The organism is Salinigranum marinum (genome assembly GCF_024228675.1).
Taxonomy (GTDB): domain Archaea; phylum Halobacteriota; class Halobacteria; order Halobacteriales; family Haloferacaceae; genus Salinigranum; species Salinigranum marinum.
This window is the reverse complement of sequence record NZ_CP100463.1, coordinates 63,405-81,974: the sequence shown is the minus strand read 5'-3', so window position 1 is coordinate 81,974 and position 18,570 is coordinate 63,405. Positions and strand designations below refer to the sequence as shown.

Sequence of the window (18,570 nt, the reverse complement as noted above, 5' to 3'; positions counted from 1 at the left end):
CTCAGTCGAGGCGTGGGAGGGGTTCGCCCGCCCGGTAGACGGGCACGCCGGCGACGACGGTCGCGCGCACGGTCGGGCGGGCCGTGGGATCGACCAGGAGGAGATCGGCGCGGGCACCGGGTTCGAGCCGCCCCCGGTCGGAGAGCCCGATCGCGTCGGCGGGGGCGCTCGTGACTCTGGCGACCCGCTCCGCGAGCGGTTCACCCGTCTCGACGAACGCCGCTTCCAGCATGGACGCGGCCCGGTAGTCGCTACAGAGCACGTCGACGACGCCCGCGTCGACGGCCTCGGCGACCGCGAGGTTCCCCCACATGCTCCCTCCGCGCACCAGGTTCGGCGCGCCCATGGCGACGATGAGACCGAGCGCTCGCGCCCGTCGGGCGACCGGGAGGCTGACGGGGTACTCGGCGATCGACACCCCCTGGGCCGCCGTCCGCGCGAGCTGATCTGGGTCGTCGTCGTCGTGCGTCGCGAGGGTCGTCTCCGTGTCGAGCGCCGCCTCGGCGAGTCGGCGGCGACGCGCCTCGATCGTCCCGTCGTCGACGGCGAGCCGTCGGTCGACGAGCCCGGAGCCGTTGGCGGCGGCCGTCGGGTACTGCTGTTCGAACCGCTGTTCGTCCGCGAACTGCCCCTGTCCGGGGGCGTGGTTCATCATCGAGACGAGGTCGACGTTGAACCGCCCGAGCAGTTCGGTGACGGCGTCGACCGAGACGGCGTCGGAGAGCTCACAGCGGGGGTGGACGCGGTGGTCCGCCAGCCCGACGTCGCCCGCGGCGATCCGCGCGGAGAGTTCCGCCGCCAGGTCGTGCGAGCGGTTGCGTTCGGGGACGTCCTCGAAGGCGATGGCGTGGTATTTCGTGGTGATCCCGGCGGCGAGAAGCGCCCGGTCGCACGCCGTCAGCGCGCTGTCGATCGACTCCCGCGCGGCGTCGCGCGGGTGGACGTACCGTTCGAGTTCGTCGCCGTGGAGGTCGACCAGCCCGGGGACGACGACGAGCCCCCGGGCGTCGACCGCGTGCTCGACGGGCCGGGAATACTGTCGATCGATCCCCAGGATCCGATCGCCGCGGACGACCAGATGCCCCGAACGGACCCCGTCGGGAGTGACGATACGGTCGGATCGCACGACGAACGTGTCCTCGTCGACTACTCCGACTCCGTCGAGCGCGTGGTCGGGCGTGTGCGGCGTCAGTCCACGTGCGTACCAGCCGTTGGCGTCTGTGTCGACCATTCGTGTTCCCCGTGAGTTGTCGCTCAGTAGGGCGATTCGGGGAATAGTAATTTACTGCTTAGGCGATCGGAACGGCGCGTCGGCGGTCACTACTGACGGGTAGACGGTTGATACGCCACGACGAGCGGGTCAGATGATATGCCACGACGAGCGGGTCAGATCCGACGGACGGTGATCTCCTCGGTTCCGTCGGGAAGGAAGTTGATCTCCACGTGGCACCCGGCGAACGTGAACCTGACCGCCCCCTGTTGGGACCGCCCGAACAGCCCTGAGAGCGCGTCCACTTCGATCGCGTCCCACAGCCGTGTCTTGATCTCCGTGGCCTCCGTCCCGTACTCGACCGCCACGGCCTCTGTGATGCGAAACGCCAGCGTCCCTGCCGCTCGGGGGCCGGGTTGGTCTCGCTCGCTCCCGGGAACGAATTCACTGTCGTGATAAGGTTTGCCTGTCATTGATGTAGCACTCTGTGTGATCGTGTCCGTCCGGCACTGGTTGAGTTAGACGACGGTTATGGCCATTCGGGGCCCTGGACATATACTTTTCTGCATGCCGCCAGCGTCCACGTCCGTTTTCAGGAATAAATATTCGTGGATTGTAAATTATAGATTCAGTCTCCGACACCCGCATCACATTGGGACACGATCAGCATTAATGACCTACAATATACATCCTAGCGAGATGTAAAGGCGGAAAATCAAGTGGTGACACGCCAGTGTCACCTGCTCCGTGTCGGCCAGCCCGCGCCGTGACGGACACCCGCCGTCCGACGGAGACGGTCGGCCCGGCGGGAGCCGAACAGACCGCTTAACCTGTGCTCCGACGGACGGGTCCGAAGTAGGATTGGCTTTCTTTCGTGACGACCGAATACGCTCACCGTATTCTGCCCAGCGCCGCGTTCGTTACATGCCTACCTCTGTAACAGATCCGACCGGCCCAGGACGGCCGCCCTCACCCCTCCCACCGAGACTGCTCGACGGAGTCGACGGCAGTCGACAGCCAGTAGTCAGTACTTACCGCGCCGAACGACGCACGGGAGGCCGTGCGCTCGGAACCCGCTCCGGGACGGGACGGCCCGGTGGCGGCCTCGGCCACGACCGGAACCCCCTATGTGGCGCACCAGCACGAGATCGTGTCGGGTTGAGTATACGTTCGCGGCGGCACCGCGCCACCGTCTGGTAACAGAGGGGCACGGATAGCGTCGGAGACGTGTACAGAGGTCGGTCGGAGTTGGACAGCGGGCTTTCGGCGGATCACCGCCACCGCCGGTTGGCACGCGCCAGAACCGAGCGGCGTCGGCGACGGCTGGGCGATGTTTCACCCGAACGACACTCCAGTGATGGACTGACAGTCAGCCCGAGCTGAACAAGTGATTTATGCTATCGAGCGAATGAAACGAGCCACAGCCAGTGACTGGCTAGCAAGCCCCTACCATGTCGAGCCACACCCCGTCTGAGATCCGAATGGAGCTGTTCGTGCGAAGCCAGGCCGCGATCGACGCACACAGCCGTCAGCAGGAGGTCATCGATCGGCTCGAGCGACTGGCGGACACCGGACGGATTGACGAGTACGACGTCATCGTCTGGGGGCGCGAGATCTGCCCCGTCGCGCCGGACGACGACACGACCTGCCACCGGGTCACCGTCGAACGGCTGAAGCAGTTCGGCGCCTGGGCGCGAGACCGGGGGGCCGCGCTCGACGCCGTGTTCAGATACCGGACGATCGAGCGACCCTACACCGACGAGGAGTTCTTTGTGGTCGTCACGCCGTTCGTCTGTCTCGCGGTCTACGAGGCCGACGAACTGGTCGGCGTCTATCCCTGTACGGTCGACGGGCGGGAGTGGACGGTGAGCGAATACGTCAACCAGTTCGACCGGAGCGTGACGCTGCCGACGAACCCCTCGGGTCGGTGAAACGAGGGGGCGGTGGGCTGGATCGGCGGCGAACCGGCAGGGCGGCTCCGTGGGTCACGAACGGACGAGAAACGGGGGAGCACGGGCACCTCCGACCCCGGCGCGGTCTGTGCGTCCGTCCCGTCTCGGCGCTGTAGCCGGTGCCCTACGAGAATAAGTAGTATCTTCTAACCGACTCGACAACTGGAACAGTCGTACTAGTTTTTATTCACGTTCTCCGATTCATATACCCGTGGTGAATACCAAACCATGACGACACGGTATCTCCAGTTCGGAGCGGTCGCCGTCGTCGTTGCACTCACAGTCGCCAGCCTGCCCGCTGGCGCGTTGAGTGCGACGGCCCCGGTCCAGTTCCAGCAGGACGGCCTTCCCGAGGTAACGTTCGACGACCAGACATCGGACGGCACGTCGGTGACGGTCGCCGCCGCGTCGAACGACACGACGCCGTACTACACGGCCGTCTGGACGCTCGACGACAACGGCACCCCCGAGACACTGCTCGGCGCGACGCAGGTGACCACGAACGCCGCCGACAACGTCTCGGTCGAGTTCGACGAACCGGTCGACGAGAGTCAGACGCTCATCGCGGCGGTCCACCCGGACATCGACGGTGACGCCAACACCGTCGATCCCGACACCGAGACTATCCTCGCCTCCGACACCGCCAACGTGACCATCGACCAGCCGGTGACGGGGGAGTCGTTCGCCGTGTCGGATCTCGAAGCCCCGGACACGACGTCGTCCAACGTCTCCGTCGTGGTGACGGCCACGGTGAGTAACCCGAACGACGAGGCCGCAACGCAGTCGGTCGCCTACCGGGTCGACGGCGCAGTCCAGGCCCGCCAGCAGCTCTCGCTTGACAGCGGCGAGTCGACGCAGGTCTCGTTCACGCTCGACCCCTCGGAGTTCGTCCCGGGAGAGTACGTCCACGGTGTCTACACTCAGGAGAGTAGCCTCTCCGCGCCGATCACGATCTCGTCGGACAGCTCCTTCGAGGTCGAAAGCATCGACACGCAGGACACGGCAGTCGTCGGTGAAGGCATCAGCGTGACGGCCAACGTGTCGAACCCGAACACCGCGAGCGACGAGCAGCCGGTCGAAGTGTGGCTCGACGGCGAGCGCGTCGAACAGTTGAACGTCACGATCGACGGCGACTCGACCGAGACAGTCGAGTTCACGGCCGTCGACGGCGACCTCGCGCCCGGCGAGTACGAAGTCGGTGTGTTCACGCGTGACGACGGGCAGTTCGCGACGGTCACGGTCGACTCGGTGTCGACCGACGCCACGGTAACGTTCGAGGGCCAGACGACGAACGGGTCGGCAGTCACCGTCGCCAGCGCGACGCTCCCGGAGGGCGGGTTCGTGACGATCCACAACGCCAGCCTGCTCGACGGCGACGCGGTCGGAAGCGTCGTCGGGGTCTCCGAGTACCTCGAACCCGGAGCGAGCAGCGACGTCACGGTCACACTGCTCAACGGGACGGTCACGGAGTCGCAGACGCTGATCGCGATGCCGCACCTCGACACGAACGACAACGAGACGTACGACTTCGTCACGAGCAGCGGGGTCGAGGACATCCCGTACGTCGACAGCAGCGGCAACCCGGTGACCGACGACGCCGAAGTGACCTTCGAGGAGGAGACCGAGCCCTCCGTGACGTTCGACGACCAGACGTCGGACGGCACGTCGGTGACGGTCGCCGCCGCGTCGAACACCACGACGCCGTACTACACGGCCGTCTGGACGCTCGACGACAACGGCACCCCCGAGACGCTGCTCGGCGCGACGCAGGCCACCGAGACCGCCGTCGACAACGTCTCGGTCGAGTTCGACGAACCGGTCGACGAGAGCCAGACGCTCATCGCGGCGGTCCACCCGGACATCGACGGTAACGCCAGCACCGTCGACCCCGACACCGAGACCATCCTCGCCTCCGACACCGCCAACGTGACCGTCGAGGCCGGCACCGAGACGCCAACTGAAACGCCAACCGAAACCCCGACCAGCACGCCAACCGAAACCCCGACTGAAGCGCCCGAGGAACCGACCGAGACGCCAACTGAAACGCCAACCGAAACCCCGACCAGCACGCCAACCGAAACCCCGACCGAGACGCCGACTGAAACCCCGACCAACACGCCAACCGAAACCCCAACCGAAACGCCGACCAGCACGCCAACCGAAACGCCGACTGAAACCCCGACCGAGACAGCAACTGAAACCCCGACCGAGACAGCAACTGAAACCCCGACCCAGACACCGACTGAAACGCCAACTGAGACAGCGACCGCGACGACAACTGAAACCCTGACCGGAACGCCGACGGCCACGCTGGCACCCGGACCGACGTCGCCGCCCGGATCGGTGGCCATGTCACAGCTGGTGACGACGACTGCGTTCTGACGCCGACACGGCCTCGCCGTTCGTTTTTTTCAGCTCCGTCGATCGAGACACGGAGACGACAGTCGCCGACCGCCAGAGCCGTCGCTACGAACCGGACCGTCGTGTGAACGCGGCGCGTGCCGCGCCACGGCGGCCGGAGGGTCAGCGTGACACGTCGAGCGCGTCCGCGACCTGTTCGAGGAACCGCGCTTCGGCGCGACCGACGCGCGGGCCCGTGCCGAACAGCCCCGCGCGGGCCGTGTGCGCGGTCGTCTCGGCACAGGAGAGCACGTACTGTCCGACCTCGGTTCGCTCCGCGGGCGCGGCTTTCGACCGCAGGATCGACGTCGACTCCCGGCAGTGGTCGAGCGCCCGTGCCTGGGCCACCGGCCGGTGGAGGTCGCCGTCGACGGCGTCGCGGATCAGTCGGTGAGCGTTGACAGCGACGAACCCCGAGAGTTCGGTCCCCAGTTCGGTCCGGGCCTCCGCCGCCTCGCGTTCGAGTGTTCGGCGGAGCGAACGGAACTCCCGCCGGTTGCCACCGTACGACGTGACGATGACGGCGAGCATCGTCTCGGTGGGCGTGTGGGCGAGGCTGCGCCACTCCTCGGCGGTAAAGGCCTGTCGCGTCGTCATCGAGCGCTGTTCGGCGCCGGCGGACAAAGAGACACCGGCGACCCCGGGTCGAGGGCCGGCGGAGCGGGATCGACGCCGACGGCGAAGACCGGGCGTCAGAAGCGACTATACCGTTCGGTCGCCTACGTTCGTGTATGCCCGACGTCCGGGAACTCGTCGATCTCTTCGAGCAGGCCGAGTCGCTCGCGATCGTCTGTCACGACAATCCCGATCCGGACTGTCTCGCGAGCGCGCTTGCACTCCGGACGGTCGCCGAGTCGACCGGGCTGACCGAATCCGACATCGTGTACGGGGGCGAGATCACCCACCAGCAGAACCGAACGTTCGTGAACCTCCTCGACATCGACCTCGACACCTTCACCGAGTTCGACGCCAACGAGTGGGACCTAGTCGCGTTCGTCGATCACGCCGAGACGGCAATCAACACGGCGTTTCCCCCGGACAGAGCCGTCGACGTCGTGATCGATCACCACCCACGGGACGAGCCGGTCCAGGCGACGTTCGTCGACATCCGGCCCGACTACGGGGCGACGTCGACCATCCTCGTGGAGTACCTCCAGCAACTCGGGATCGACCCGTCGACGGAGTTGGCCTCCGCGCTGCTGTTCGCACTGCACCGCGAGCGGATCGACTACATGCACTATCCGACCGCCCACGAGTACGAATCGGCGCTGTTTCTCTTCCCGATGGCGGATCTGGAACTGCTCAGACGGATCTACAGTTCCGCCTTTTCGACCAACACGGTCGACTCGATCGGCGACGCCATCGAACACCGGGAGATCCGCGGGGGGACGCTCGTCACGAGCGTCGGCCGGACGACGGAGCGCGACGCCCTCCCGCAGGCCGCGGAGTTCCTCTTGAACCTCGAAGGGGTCGGTACCGTCTTGGTGTCGGGCATCAGCGGGGACGCACTCGTCCTCAGCGCGCGCACGGCCGATCCACGGGTGAACGTCGGCTCGGTCCTGAAAGACGCGTTCGGGAGCGTCGGCAGCGCCGGCGGACACCGTGACATGGCCGCCGGGCAGATCCCGCTGGGGATCTTCGGCGACCCCGCACCCGACGACGACGGCCTGATCCAGTTCCTGTCGGCGCGGGTCAACAGGCGGTTCTTCGACAGTATGAACTTGGACGGAGAGCACGGGTCCGAGTGAGCCGTCGGCCGGGTCGGCGACCGGACCGGCGACGATCGGAGGACGCCGACCCGCGAGGGAGGAGCGGCCTACCCGCGAAAGTCGAGCGTAAGCACGTGGTCGTCGTCGGAGATCCGGTGCCCACAGAACGGACACCACTCGTAGATGTGGCCGCCGGGTTTGACCGTGTACCCCTTGGTCACTGCACACTGTAAGCGAGTCTTACACCGAGGCCGCTGCCACGTGGGTCCACTTCGCATGCCTCGCGCTTAGCGGACCCGTTACATAGCTCTGCCGATCAGGACTGACCGGAGAAACAGTCCGTTACTCGGACGCGATAGCGGTAGGTTCGACGAACCGATCGACGAACGTCGGCAGTCGACTGGGGCGCTCGGGACGGTCAGGGTTGCCAACCAATTACGATTATATGACTGTAACGAACTGGTGGAGTTCACGTCATGCGACGCGTCCATGGCACTCGCGCCCCCCTATCAGAGGGGTCAAGACGTCCCCGTCTGTGGCTACCGCTCACATCGGGACCACGGACGCGTCGGCGCGGGCCGCCGGGCGCGTACGGCCGGCACCGGCGGCGCTAGGAGCCCTCGGTCACGGTCTCTTGCTCGTCGCGTTCTCGCACGAGCACCTCGACGAGGTTCTTCGACAGGCCGATGATGACCGGGCCGACGAAGAGACCGACGAACCCGAACACGGCCGTCCCGCCGAAGATGCCGAGCATGAGGAGTCCGGGGTTGAGATGCGCCCCACGCTGCATCGCGAGCGGCCTGATCAGGTTGTCCGAACCGCTGATGACGATGCTCCCGTACACGAGGAGGCCGAACGCCCCGGGGAGGTTGCCCACGACGACCAGATAGGCCACCGCGGGGATCCAGACGATCGACGCACCGATCAGCGGGAGCAACGAGAGGCCGAAGGTGACCACGCCCCAGAAGGCGACGTTACCGAACCCGAGGACGACGAAGGCGACGACCGTCAGGATCGCCTGGACGGCGGCGACGATGACGTTGCCGACAAGCGCCGCCCACAGGAGGTCGTCGGTGCGCGTCAGCAGTTCGTCCATCACCGCCGGCTCGAGCGGGGCGGCGACCCGGAGCCAGGCGAGGAGCCGGTCGCGGTCCCGCAGGAGGTAGAAGAACGTGAACAGGAAGACCACGGCCCCGATGGCGAGTGCGGGGATGCCGCCGACGAGTCCGGCGAGGCTCCCGATGATCCCCCTGAACGCCATCTCGCCGGCGTTCGACGCCGTTTCGGTCAGGGCCGACAGGTCGACATCCGGCCCGAGCCACGCCCGGACGCGGAGTTCGACCGCCGCGGCGTCGGGGAGTTCGGAACCCTGAACCAGCGAGACGGCCTGGTCGACCGCGACGCCGATCAGGAGGACGAGCGGTACGAGCACGACGACGACCGTCGCGGCCATCGTGAGGACCGTTCCGGCGGTCGCTCCCACCCGAGCCGAGATGCGGTCGTCGATCGGGGCGACGAGATACGCCAGCAGCCCCCCTGCCAGGACGGCCTGCACGAACGGCACCACGAGCGCGACAGACAGCGTCCCGACGAGCAACAGGAGGAGCCGGAGGAACGTGTTCGAGGACAGGCCGTCGTCTCCGGTCGTGGGAGCGCCGCCGTCTTCAGTCATTGTGTAGCCTCGTACCGACCCCGCGTGCGTCGAGCGGGGGTCACCGCTACGGCGTGACCCGAGTAGGCACCGCCGCTACGGTGATCGTCTCCCCGCGTGGATTTTGTTATGTGCTGCCAATCCGTGGCGGGAGGGGACGAACGCGGTCGACGAACGGCCAACGCGCCCAGGAGCGGGACGCGGGGTGTCGTCTCCCCGGGAACCGGTGGAGGTCGTGACGCCAACCGCGGGAATCGAACCCGGCGGGGCCCCGTTCGGCGGACGTCACTCGCTCGCCCCAACGGGAGCGCCGCCGCCCGCGAGGACGGCGTTGAGGCTCGCGCCGAGGAGGAGCAACAGCCCGGTGAAGTAGAGCCAGACGACGAACAGGATGAACGTGCCGAAGACCCCGTACACTGACGCGCCGGCGACGAACCGGGTGTAGAGTACGAACCCGAACTCGAGGACGAGCCAGCCGCCGGCGGCGACGACCGTTCCCGGCAGCGCCTGCCGAGCGGTGAGCGGAACGGGCGGGAGAAGGTAGTAGACGGGAAAGAGGGTCAGACAGAGGCTGACGAACAGTTCGAGTTGATCGAACCGTCCGAGGATCGGCAGCCGGGCCACGAAGAGGGCATCAGGGAGCGAGACGGCGGTCTGGAGCACGAACGAGACGGTCACGGCCCCGAGGACGACGGCCGCGTTACGGACCGTCTCCAGGGGGGAGCGATCAGCCTTCGTCCCGTGGATCCGTGAGAACGCGTGTGTCAGGCTCCGGAAGAGCCGAACCGTGCCCCACAGCAGAACGAGCACGCTGAGGATCGACACCTCGAGGCGTGCGGTCGAACCCACGAGCGCCTCCCGGATGAGTTCCTGCCCGGTCGGCGTGAGAAGCGTCGCCTGTTGCACCACCGCACGGGCCAACTCCTCGCCGCTGACGGCGGAGACGGCCAGGAACAGGAGTAAAAGCGACGGGAGGATCGAGACGAACGCGTAGTACGCGACGCTGGCCGCCAGGAATCCGAGGTCCGTCGCACGGACGACCACGAGGAGCCGCCGAGCCGTCTCTGGCGCGGGCACGAACGAGCCGCTCCGTTCGGAGTCGTGTTCTTCCGTCATCGGTGGGCCTCGAAACTGTGGCTTACGACGGCCGACCGCGGCTGCCCCGTGACACCACAGCGAGAAACACGTGTATCACGGCACCGACCCAGAAGACCGAAGCGAACGCCGACGGCGACGGCGACGACGTCGTCGCGGCGAGCGTGGTCCCCGTCTGAACCGCCCCGGTGTCGGTCGGCGATGCCGCGCCGTGGTGGTCTCGCGTGGCGTCGCCGGTTCGTCGGCCGTCGCGTCCCGAGCGCGCCGTCGCGATCGGTCACTCACGCGCCATGATGCGGTCCATCTCGGCCTCTTCGTGGACGAATGGCTCGCCGCTGACGTCGACGGTCACCCGCGTGATGTCGCCGGTGAACGCGAACGGCGTCCGGTCGCGGTAGTCATCGGTGACCGCGTTGATGGCGTCGTAGCCGCAGCTCAGCCCGGCCGTGAGGCCCGTCGTGATGGGTGTCGTTACGGGGACGTCGCCCTCACCGACTTGGCTGTCCTCGTAGTAGAGTCGCACTGTTCCCGGCGCCCCCTTCCCGTTCTGGAGGTCCACTTCACCGGTCACCTCGAACTCCATGCGGACGGAGACGTCACCCTCCGGGAGCATCTCGTCGGCGACGACCTCGTGCTCCTCGACGCCGACGTAGTTGTGGACGAACTGCAGGCGGTTGTCCATCACGTACAGCGAGTAGCCGCCCGACCGGCTGCCCTGGGCGAGCAGGACCCCCTCGGCGCCGCCGACCGGCACTGTCAGATCGGCGGTAATGCTGTGGTCGCGATTGAACACCTTGACAGCGGCGTTCTCGGGGATGTGCTGGCCGCCGGGGTAGTAGACGTACCGGTCGCGCGGCTTCCCGGGCTGGGGCCGGGCCTCGGCGAACCGCTGGACGCCGCGGCCGTCGAGCGGCAGGACGTCGTGCTTCCCGGCCTCGGACCACCACAACTGGGCGAGTTCCAGCACCTTCTCGGGGTGCTCGCTCGCCACGTCGTGTGCCTCCGCGAAGTCCTCCTCCAGGTTGTACAGTTCCCAGCCCGTCTCTTCGATGCTGGTCGCCGCGAGGTCATCGGCTGTGATAGGTTCGCCGAACGGCCAGGGGTGGACGGCCCGCCAGCCGTCGTGGTAGATGGCGCGCGTCGCGATCATCTCGAAGTACTGGGTGGTGTGCTGTTCCGGGGCGTCCGGCTCGTCGAAGGTGTACGCGAAGCTCGTCCCCTCGATGGGCGACTGCGAATAGCCCTTCACCTCCTCGGGCGGGTCGATGCCGATCGCCTCGTAGATCGTCGGCGTCACGTCGATGGCGTGGACGAACTGCTCGCGCACCTCGCCCTCCGCGTCGATGCCGTTCGGCCACGACACGATCAGCGGGTCGCTGTTACCGCCGCGGTAGCTCTCGCGCTTCCACCGGCGGAACGGCGTGTTGCCGGCCCAGGTCCAGCCCCACGGGTAGTGGTTGAAGTACTCCGGCCCGCCGAGGTCGTCCATCGCCTCAAGGTTCTCCTCCAGGCTCTCGGGGACGTTGTTGAAGAAGCGGTTCTCGTCGACCGAGCCGATCGGGCCGCCCTCGGAACTGGCGCCGTTGTCCGAGACCAGCATAATCAGCGTGTCGTCGAGCTCGCCGAGTTCCTCGAGGTAGTCGAGCACCTTGCCGATCTGGGCGTCGGTATGTTCGAGAAAGCCCGCGAACACCTCCATCATCCGGGCGCAGAGCCGCTGTTCGTCGTCGGAGAGCGAGTCCCAGCGGTCGACGTCCTCGTTCTGCGGCGAGAGGTCGGTGTCCTCGGGGACGACGCCCATCTCTTTTTGCCGGTCGAGGATCATCTCTCTCGCCTCGTCCCAGCCCATGTCGAACTCGCCCTCGTACTTCTCGATCCACTCGCTGGGGACCTGATGGGGCGCGTGGCACGCGCCGGGGGCGAAGTACGAGAAGAACGGCTTGTCGGGGTCGACCTGCTTGGCGTCGCCGATGAACTCGATGGCCCGCTGGGCGAGGTCCTCGGTGAGGTGGTAGCCCTCCTCGGGCGTGGCCGGGGGGGCTGTCTGGTGGTTGTCGTGGACGAGGCTCGGCGTGTACTGGTCGGTGTCCCCGCCGAGGAACCCATAAAAGCGCTCGAAGCCACGACCCAGCGGCCACTGATCGTACGGGCCCGCCGCGCTCGTCGACTCGGCCGGCGCGAGGTGCCACTTGCCCAGCGCGTTCGTGCTGTAGCCCTCCTCGACGAGCGCCTCCGAGATCATCCCGTTCTCGTGCGGGATGTGGCCGTTGTAGCCGGGGAATCCGGTCGAAACCTCGACGATGCCCGCCAAGCCGTTCGAATGGTGGTTCCGTCCCGTCAGCAGGCAAGAGCGGGTCGGCGAGCAGAGGGCCGTGGTGTGGAAGTTGTTGTACCGCAGGCCGTCGTCGGCGAGGCGGTCGATGTGTGGAGTGTCGACGAGGCCGCCGTAACAGCCCAGTTGTCCGAAGCCGACGTCGTCGAGGACGATCATCAGCACGTTCGGGGCGTCTTCGGGGGCCCGGGTCTGCTCGGGCCACCACGGTTCCGATTCGTCGTATGTGCGGCCGATCTGGCCGTGAAATCGCTGAGTTGGCATGTGTTGGGTCGCTCGGTCGAGGAGACGGCTGCCGCTCGAGTCCAGGGAGTCCCGTCGGTGGGTCTCCGGTCACGACGACGCACCGAACAGCACGTTCACCTCGGGCGCTGAGCAGTTCTCACCTCGCCGTGCGCACGTATTGTTATCGGTTGCTTATCCGCCGACGGGAGCGACCGGACGACGGTCCGATTCGCCGGGCGACAGCCCGTGACGCGTGCCGAAACGCGGCTGGCCGTATTTCGCTCGTCTCACCCGGGCCGTGCGGCACCCTCGTCGGTGTCGCCGGAGTCGGCGGGTTCGCTGTACTCAACCGCGCCGTAGTCGGTGATGTCGCCGTCGGTTCCCGTCTCCGGCGACGGGGTCGCCTCAGAGACGCGGGTGAGTCGCGGCAGGACGTTCGTGGCGAACTCGACGACGAGGACCATCAGCAACGGCCCCATGAAGATGCCGTACCAGCCGAACAGGACCGGCCCGAGCAGGTACGCGAACATGACGAGTCCCATGTGGTAGGCCTTCCCCGAGAGGTACGGCCGGATGTACGTCCGGACGACGTTGTCGAACACCAGCACCATGAGGAGGAAGAACACCAGCGGCACCCAGAGGAGCGCCGGATTGACCGTGAGCGCCTGCGCCGAGAGCAGCGCGACGATGAGCGCGTACACGATCGACCGCCCCACGAGGGGGATGAGCGTGAACACTCCGGTGACGACCGCGAGCAGGACCGCCGACGGGATCTGGAGGGCCGCGGGAGCGACGGCGTTGAAGACCGTGTAGATGACGGCCGCGAGGACGATGACGACGAAGATCGTGAGCGTGTAGCCGAAGTACACCGAGGTCAGTCCCCGGTCGACGCCGCGGAGGTAGGCGACCGTCCGCGAGTCGGCCCCGGAGACGTTCGTCTCGAACCAGCGGGCCAACCGCGCGTCCTCGACGAGGAGGAAGAAGGCGAAGATCAGCGCGAGAAACACGTTGAACAGCGTCGCGGTGAACGCGCCGACCGCGACGCCGAACTGGCCGAGGGCCGCGCTGAACGTCGGGTCCTGGAGGATCACGACGACGACGTCGACGGGGTCGGTGGGGAGTTGCGTCGTCGGGATGGGGAGACTGTCGAGAACCGACGCAACGGCGTCCGACGACAGCAGAGTGAGCGCCTGTCCAACCGCGACGGAGAGGAATGCCGCGATGAACAACAGGATCGGCACGATGATGAACGCCAGCGTGAGCCCCGCGGCGAGCGACCCGGAGACACGCCCTCGGAGTCTGCGAGTGATCGGGCGTCCGACGTAGTACGTGAACAGCCCGAAGACGACCCAGCCGAGATACTCGAACCCGATCCACGCCACGACGGCGAGGAACGCGAGACCGAGCAGCCACCAGCCGAGGTCCGGGCGGAGGAGTCGCACGCGTATCGGCTCGGAAGCGGTTCGGTCGTTGATCATGCCCGTATTTAGCCTGACACGTAGTTAACGGTTTTTCACAGAAAACGGCCGGTCGAGCCTCGGCCGGGCGTCGCGAGCGCGCTCCTCGGTTGGCCGCTCAGTCGTCCGTCGACGGCAGTTCGTCGTCGCGAGAGGCAGTCGCCGGCTCCTGCGTTCTCCCCCGTTGCGGTCGCGACAGGGGGAGGAAACTCGACGCGAGCAGGGTGACGAGGACGAACAGGGTGATGAGCACAAAGACGCTCTGCTGGGCGGTCACCATCGCGGTCTGGACGATGTCGAGGAGCTGCTGTTGTGCATCGGGGGAGAGCCCGCTCACGAACGCCTGCTGTTGGGCCTGTGTCGTCGTCTCGACGGCGTCTTCGAGCTGCACGGCGAGCTGTTGTCGTTCGTCCCCGGTGACCGACTCCCCGGTCGCGTAGAGCGTCACCCCGTCGACGACGCTCGCGTAGAACACGGAGAGCTGGAGCGAGCCGGCGACCGCCGTCCCGAAGGCGTAGCCGAGCTGGCTGATCGAGTTGATGACGCCCGACGAGACGTCCGAGAACGACTCCGGCACGGCGGACATCGTCAGGTCGACCAGTTGCCCGGTGAACAGCCCGAGCCCGATGCCGACGACCAGCATCGGCACGGCCATCTCGGACGTGGTCAGGTCGGGATCGATCTGGCCAGCCAAGAGCAGGAACCCGACGCCGATGAGGACGAGCCCGATCTGGATGATGCGCTTCTGGGCGACGTACTGCCGCCAGCCAGTCGAGACCACCGCCACCACGAGCGTGGCCAGCGAGAACGGCACCAGCGCCACTCCGCTTTCGAACGCCGAGAAGCCGAGCGCCGACTGGAGGAACACAGGGACCGTAAACATGAAGCCGGCGAGAAACAGCGACTCGCTGCCGAACGTGGTGATGCCAGCGGAGAACGTCCGGTTCCGGAGGACGGCCGGCGGAATCAGCGTCGGTCGGTCGGCGCGAGCCTGTCGGGCCTCCCACTGGAAGAACGCCACGAGGAACGCGATCCCCAGTCCGATACACCAGATCGCAGGCGAGAGCCCGAGCGGCTGAATCAGCCTCCCATCGACGACGAGCGGCCGAAGCGGTTGGACCCAGCCGTACTGTCCGGCCAGCAACGACCCACCAATGATACCGACGATCCCCAGGATCGACAGGACCGTCCCGCCGGCATCGAACGCGATGGACTCCTCGGTCGGCTGCGGCTGCAGGTATCGCATGGTCAGGCCGACGATCACCAGAACGAGCAAGAACTCACCGAAAAAGCCCCAGCGCCAGCTGGCGTACGTCGTGAGTGTCCCGCCGATCATCGGCCCGAGGGCCACCCCGACGGCCGTCACGCCCCCGATGGCCCCGAACGCCTTCGCACGGTCGCCTCCCTGGTAGTTCTCGACGATGATCGAGTAGGTGATCGGCAGCAACAGGGCGGCGGCGACCCCCTCGATGAGCGACCAACCGACGAAGAGCACCGAGAAGTTCCAGCTGACGCCCGCCAGGAGCGTCCCGACGCTGTAGATGGCGAGCGTGATGATCAGCAGGCGTCTGGTGTCGATGGCCGCCCTGAGCGTCCCACCGGGGATGATCAGCGCGGCCATCACCATCGAGTAGACGGCGATGGCCGCCTGCATCGCGCTGACCGTGGTGTTCAGGTCCTGCACGATGGCCGGGACGGCCACGTTCATCATCGACGAGTCGAGCACGCCGAGGAACATGCTCAGCGCCGCGATGATCGCCGGCATCCAGAACCGACGGGTCGAGTCCGCTCGCGCCTGTTCCGCCGTCTCTTCGTCCATGAACGGGTTCTATCTACGAGGCGACAGTATATAATCGATTTCCACGGCGTACGAAGCGTGTTCGATGGGGACGTTCGGGGCAGTTGGGAGCGATGCATCAGAGACGATTCGAAACGATGCAAGCGCCGCTCGACGGGCTGGCGACTATCGAGAGCGGACGTCGAACTCGATCTCGTGCCGCCCGTCGAGCGGGCGTCCGCAGACCGGACACTGTTGGTAGAAGTGTATCCCTGGCTTCACGCGGCGTTCGTCCGCGACCTCACACCGTATTCCCGTCGAGACGGGTTGTCGGCGTGGTGTGTCTCTGTCCGGCATAGCTCCGCTATGCGGATCGGCCGTATGTACGTGTCGATGCGCCGACGACCACGGACGCGCCGACGAGCGAGGAGGCTGGGGAGCCTAGGGCGAGTCGATCAGGCGTGTGAAAACGGGAAGCGGTGCGGTCGCGACTCAGGCGGCCACTTCCTCGGCGCCGAACGCCTCGCGGAGTTTGGTCTCGTCCTCGGCGGAGAGGTTCGTCTGCAGGACGGTCGGGTCGAACGCCGACAGTTCCTCGAGGACGCGTTCCGTCTGGACCTGCGTCACGAGCAGGAACAGCGCCGATTCGCCCGGTTCGACGGTGTCACCGACCTCCTTGATGAAGTCGTTGTCGATCCCGATGTCGGTGTACTTCCCGCCGAGTGCCCCTGCGAGCGCCCCGACGGCCATACCGAACAACGGCGCGAGGAAGATGAGACCGATCAGAAGGCCCCAGAAGGCCCCCCCGAGCGCGCCGGTACCGACGAGGCTGTGTGCCTGTTTGACCTTCGTCTTCCCGTCCTGCTTGCGGACGACGACGGCGGCGTCTTCGAGCGTGATTAGCTCCTTTTTCTGTAACTCGAACAGTTTGTCCCGCGCCTCGGACGCGCCCGTTTCGGAGTCGAACGCGAGTACGACCATTGATTTCACTCAGATAACACCTCGTTCCTGATGTTGAGTGCATGGGTAATAACCGTTGTTTCAGGGGGTTTGATACGTCGCGACAGCTGACGGCGTTCGTCCCCCCGACGCCCGGTCGACCACGGTCCCGTCGGACGACGTGGTCGCCCGCCGCTCGTCTGCCTCCTCCCGATCCAGATCGCGTCCGTAAGCCCAACGATGGCGGTTCTCAGTTGAGTACTGCGCCCGCCGGTGAACGCGGCCCGAGGCCCGTCTCAGGAGTGTGGCCGGCGCACAACCGGACGAGACAGCGCTGTGAGGGACAATCGCACTCAGTCGGTCACGCGGCGGGGCGGACGGGCCGAGTGTCCGCGACCGTGGCCCCTGACCGAGAGGGCCACCCGAGCGGCGGCTCCGGCGGTTCGTCCTCGGAGACCTGCGCCTCGATGAAGCCGACGCGGACGACGACGTCACGCCCCAGTTGCTCGGTGAGCCGGTCGTCGAACCGCTGGGCGAGGTCGGGTGGTGCCTCGAGGTCACGCGGGATGGCGACGAGGATGTCGACCTCCGGTTCGTTGCCGAGGAGCAGGTCCTCGGGCTCGTAGTCGACGGTGACGCTGACGAGTTCGACGCCTTCGATGTCGGCCTCCTCGAACTGTTGCTGGACCTCCGTCTGGGTCTGCTGTTCGAGCGACTGGGTCTGGAACGTGGTGATCGTGACGGCCGCGAGGGCGACCGAGAGCACCGCGATGGCGATCGCGATGACGACGATCCGGGAGACGACGGACCGTTTCACGCCCTCGAACGTCCCGGCGTCGAGCGGCTTGAATCCCGAGAGGTAAAACAGGACGAGCGCCGAGACGTTGATCGCGAGCAGGTTCACGACGACGAGCACGGCGGCGGCGATGGTGACCCCCGGTAAGCCGAAGGCGATCCCGAGGCCGGAGGTCGCCGCCGGTGGGATGAGTGCCACGGCGATAGCCACGCCGACGAGGGCCGATCCCGCTCCTCGCATGATGCTGATCGCGCCGGCCAGCCCGGAGCCGAGCGCGAGGAACAGCGACAGGAAGTTCGGGCTGGTCCGTTCGGCCACCTGCGGGATCATCCGGATGTCGAGCCCGGGCGGCAGGAGGATCGTCTGCTGGAGCAGCCAGCCCATGATCGCGGCGGTCGCGATCGCGGCGAGCAGTCCCGTCACCTGGAGTCGGACGCCGCGGGCGGCCATGCGCTGGTCGTCGAGGATCGTCCCGACGCTCGCCGAGATCGCCGGCCCCATGAGCGGCGCGACCACCATCGCGCCGATGATCGTCGCGGCCGAATCGAGGAGCAGCCCGGTGGTGGCGATGACCGTACTCAGGACGAGAAACGCGAAGAACGTCGAGTTCGCCGGCGCGAGGTCCTCCGCCCGCGCGTACAGTTCCTCCCGCGAGATGCGGAGCCCGGGGAACCGTTCGACCAGCGCGGACAGTCGCTGGGAGACCACCGTCTCCGGGGCCAAGACGATGGTGTACGCGTCCTCCTGCACCCCCGCGTCGACGAGTTCTTCGAGCACCGGCTCGACTCCGCTGGGCGGGACGGGAAACTGGACCATCGCCTCGAAGTCCCCCCGCCCCACCTCCTCGAACACCGCGTAGTCGACGCCCTGTTGGTCGAGGGCATCGAGCACGCTCTCCCGGTTCCCCGCAGGTATCAGTACCTGTACGAGACGCATAGGCGTCGTACAACGTCGGTGGTGATAAATGACGGGCTGTCGACGAGCGAGTCGACGGTACGTGGCTACCAGCCGGGGAGCGAGTGGTCCG

At 66.9% G+C, this 18,570-nt stretch carries 13 protein-coding genes; 3 read left to right on the top strand and 10 right to left on the bottom strand.

Going from position 1 to position 18,570, the window contains the following annotated elements; translation table 11 throughout:
* Nucleotide 1 precedes the first annotated feature (1 nt).
* Together NKJ07_RS22660 and NKJ07_RS22655 are read right to left on the bottom strand one after the other, a co-directional pair.
* On the bottom strand, nt 2–1,231 hold the full coding sequence (locus NKJ07_RS22660; RefSeq protein WP_318571099.1) for an alpha-D-ribose 1-methylphosphonate 5-triphosphate diphosphatase: 1,230 nt from the start codon (nt 1,229–1,231) through the stop codon (nt 2–4).
* A gap of 155 nt (nt 1,232–1,386) precedes the next feature.
* The gene (locus tag NKJ07_RS22655) at nt 1,387–1,683 is read right to left on the bottom strand and encodes a HalOD1 output domain-containing protein (protein ID WP_318571098.1); all 297 of its coding nucleotides are present in this window, start codon (nt 1,681–1,683) and stop codon (nt 1,387–1,389) included.
* 1,008 nt (nt 1,684–2,691) lie between these two features.
* Here NKJ07_RS22655 and NKJ07_RS22650 point away from each other — a divergent pair.
* Both NKJ07_RS22650 and NKJ07_RS22645 read left to right on the top strand, forming a co-directional pair.
* Nucleotides 2,692–3,141: an HTH domain-containing protein gene (locus NKJ07_RS22650; protein ID WP_318571097.1), complete on the top strand. Its 450-nt coding sequence runs from the start codon at nt 2,692–2,694 to the stop codon at nt 3,139–3,141.
* Nucleotides 3,142–3,390: 249 nt separating this feature from the next.
* Nucleotides 3,391–5,544 carry a DUF7282 domain-containing protein gene (locus NKJ07_RS22645; RefSeq protein WP_318571096.1) on the top strand — a complete coding sequence of 718 codons (2,154 nt, stop codon included), beginning with the start codon at nt 3,391–3,393 and terminating at the stop codon, nt 5,542–5,544.
* A 141-nt stretch (nt 5,545–5,685) separates the two neighbouring features.
* On the opposite strand, the gene NKJ07_RS22640 is transcribed toward NKJ07_RS22645, so the two are convergent.
* Nucleotides 5,686–6,159, bottom strand: a complete 474-nt coding sequence (locus NKJ07_RS22640; RefSeq protein WP_318571095.1) for a hypothetical protein — start codon at nt 6,157–6,159, stop codon at nt 5,686–5,688.
* Between the two features lie 134 nt (nt 6,160–6,293).
* Between NKJ07_RS22640 and NKJ07_RS22635 the strand changes: the two genes are divergently transcribed.
* Entirely contained in the window at nt 6,294–7,310 is a 1,017-nt protein-coding gene (locus tag NKJ07_RS22635; RefSeq protein WP_318571094.1) for a DHH family phosphoesterase, read from the top strand.
* A gap of 571 nt (nt 7,311–7,881) precedes the next feature.
* Here NKJ07_RS22635 and NKJ07_RS22630 read toward each other — a convergent pair.
* The 7 genes from NKJ07_RS22630 to NKJ07_RS22600 all read right to left on the bottom strand — a co-directional run bounded on the left by NKJ07_RS22630 (nt 7,882) and on the right by NKJ07_RS22600 (nt 18,479).
* Nucleotides 7,882–8,943, bottom strand: coding sequence for an AI-2E family transporter (locus tag NKJ07_RS22630; RefSeq protein ID WP_318571093.1), 1,062 nt, complete (start codon nt 8,941–8,943; stop codon nt 7,882–7,884).
* Between the two features lie 264 nt (nt 8,944–9,207).
* Complete coding sequence (locus NKJ07_RS22625; protein WP_318571092.1) at nt 9,208–10,038, bottom strand: YihY/virulence factor BrkB family protein; 831 nt, start codon at nt 10,036–10,038, stop codon at nt 9,208–9,210.
* 256 nt (nt 10,039–10,294) lie between these two features.
* Entirely contained in the window at nt 10,295–12,613 is a 2,319-nt protein-coding gene (locus NKJ07_RS22620) for an arylsulfatase (protein ID WP_318571091.1), read from the bottom strand.
* 248 nt (nt 12,614–12,861) lie between these two features.
* Complete coding sequence (locus NKJ07_RS22615; RefSeq protein WP_318571090.1) at nt 12,862–14,052, bottom strand: AI-2E family transporter; 1,191 nt, start codon at nt 14,050–14,052, stop codon at nt 12,862–12,864.
* Between the two features lie 97 nt (nt 14,053–14,149).
* Nucleotides 14,150–15,850, bottom strand: a complete 1,701-nt coding sequence (locus NKJ07_RS22610; protein ID WP_318571089.1) for an MFS transporter — start codon at nt 15,848–15,850, stop codon at nt 14,150–14,152.
* A 450-nt stretch (nt 15,851–16,300) separates the two neighbouring features.
* The gene (locus tag NKJ07_RS22605; RefSeq protein ID WP_318571088.1) at nt 16,301–16,789 is read right to left on the bottom strand and encodes a DUF1269 domain-containing protein; all 489 of its coding nucleotides are present in this window, start codon (nt 16,787–16,789) and stop codon (nt 16,301–16,303) included.
* 319 nt (nt 16,790–17,108) lie between these two features.
* A complete protein-coding gene (locus tag NKJ07_RS22600) occupies nt 17,109–18,479 on the bottom strand; it encodes a TIGR00341 family protein (protein WP_318571087.1) in 1,371 nt (456 codons plus the stop codon).
* Nucleotides 18,480–18,570 lie beyond the last annotated feature (91 nt).

Excerpts from the sequence above, each read along its gene's own strand:
- NKJ07_RS22625 (WP_318571092.1), bottom strand. The coding sequence starts at position 10,038 with ATGACGGAAGAACACGACTCCGAACGGAGCGGCTCGTTCGTGCCCGCG.
- NKJ07_RS22615 (WP_318571090.1), bottom strand. The coding sequence starts at position 14,052 with ATGATCAACGACCGAACCGCTTCCGAGCCGATACGCGTGCGACTCCTC.
- NKJ07_RS22605 (WP_318571088.1), bottom strand. The coding sequence starts at position 16,789 with ATGGTCGTACTCGCGTTCGACTCCGAAACGGGCGCGTCCGAGGCGCGG.
- NKJ07_RS22655 (WP_318571098.1), bottom strand. The coding sequence starts at position 1,683 with ATGACAGGCAAACCTTATCACGACAGTGAATTCGTTCCCGGGAGCGAG.
- NKJ07_RS22600 (WP_318571087.1), bottom strand. The coding sequence starts at position 18,479 with ATGCGTCTCGTACAGGTACTGATACCTGCGGGGAACCGGGAGAGCGTG.
- NKJ07_RS22650 (WP_318571097.1), top strand. The coding sequence starts at position 2,692 with ATGGAGCTGTTCGTGCGAAGCCAGGCCGCGATCGACGCACACAGCCGT.
- NKJ07_RS22640 (WP_318571095.1), bottom strand. The coding sequence starts at position 6,159 with ATGACGACGCGACAGGCCTTTACCGCCGAGGAGTGGCGCAGCCTCGCC.
- NKJ07_RS22660 (WP_318571099.1), bottom strand. The coding sequence starts at position 1,231 with ATGGTCGACACAGACGCCAACGGCTGGTACGCACGTGGACTGACGCCG.
- NKJ07_RS22635 (WP_318571094.1), top strand. The coding sequence starts at position 6,294 with ATGCCCGACGTCCGGGAACTCGTCGATCTCTTCGAGCAGGCCGAGTCG.
- NKJ07_RS22630 (WP_318571093.1), bottom strand. The coding sequence starts at position 8,943 with ATGACTGAAGACGGCGGCGCTCCCACGACCGGAGACGACGGCCTGTCC.
- NKJ07_RS22645 (WP_318571096.1), top strand. The coding sequence starts at position 3,391 with ATGACGACACGGTATCTCCAGTTCGGAGCGGTCGCCGTCGTCGTTGCA.
- NKJ07_RS22620 (WP_318571091.1), bottom strand. The coding sequence starts at position 12,613 with ATGCCAACTCAGCGATTTCACGGCCAGATCGGCCGCACATACGACGAA.
- NKJ07_RS22610 (WP_318571089.1), bottom strand. The coding sequence starts at position 15,850 with ATGGACGAAGAGACGGCGGAACAGGCGCGAGCGGACTCGACCCGTCGG.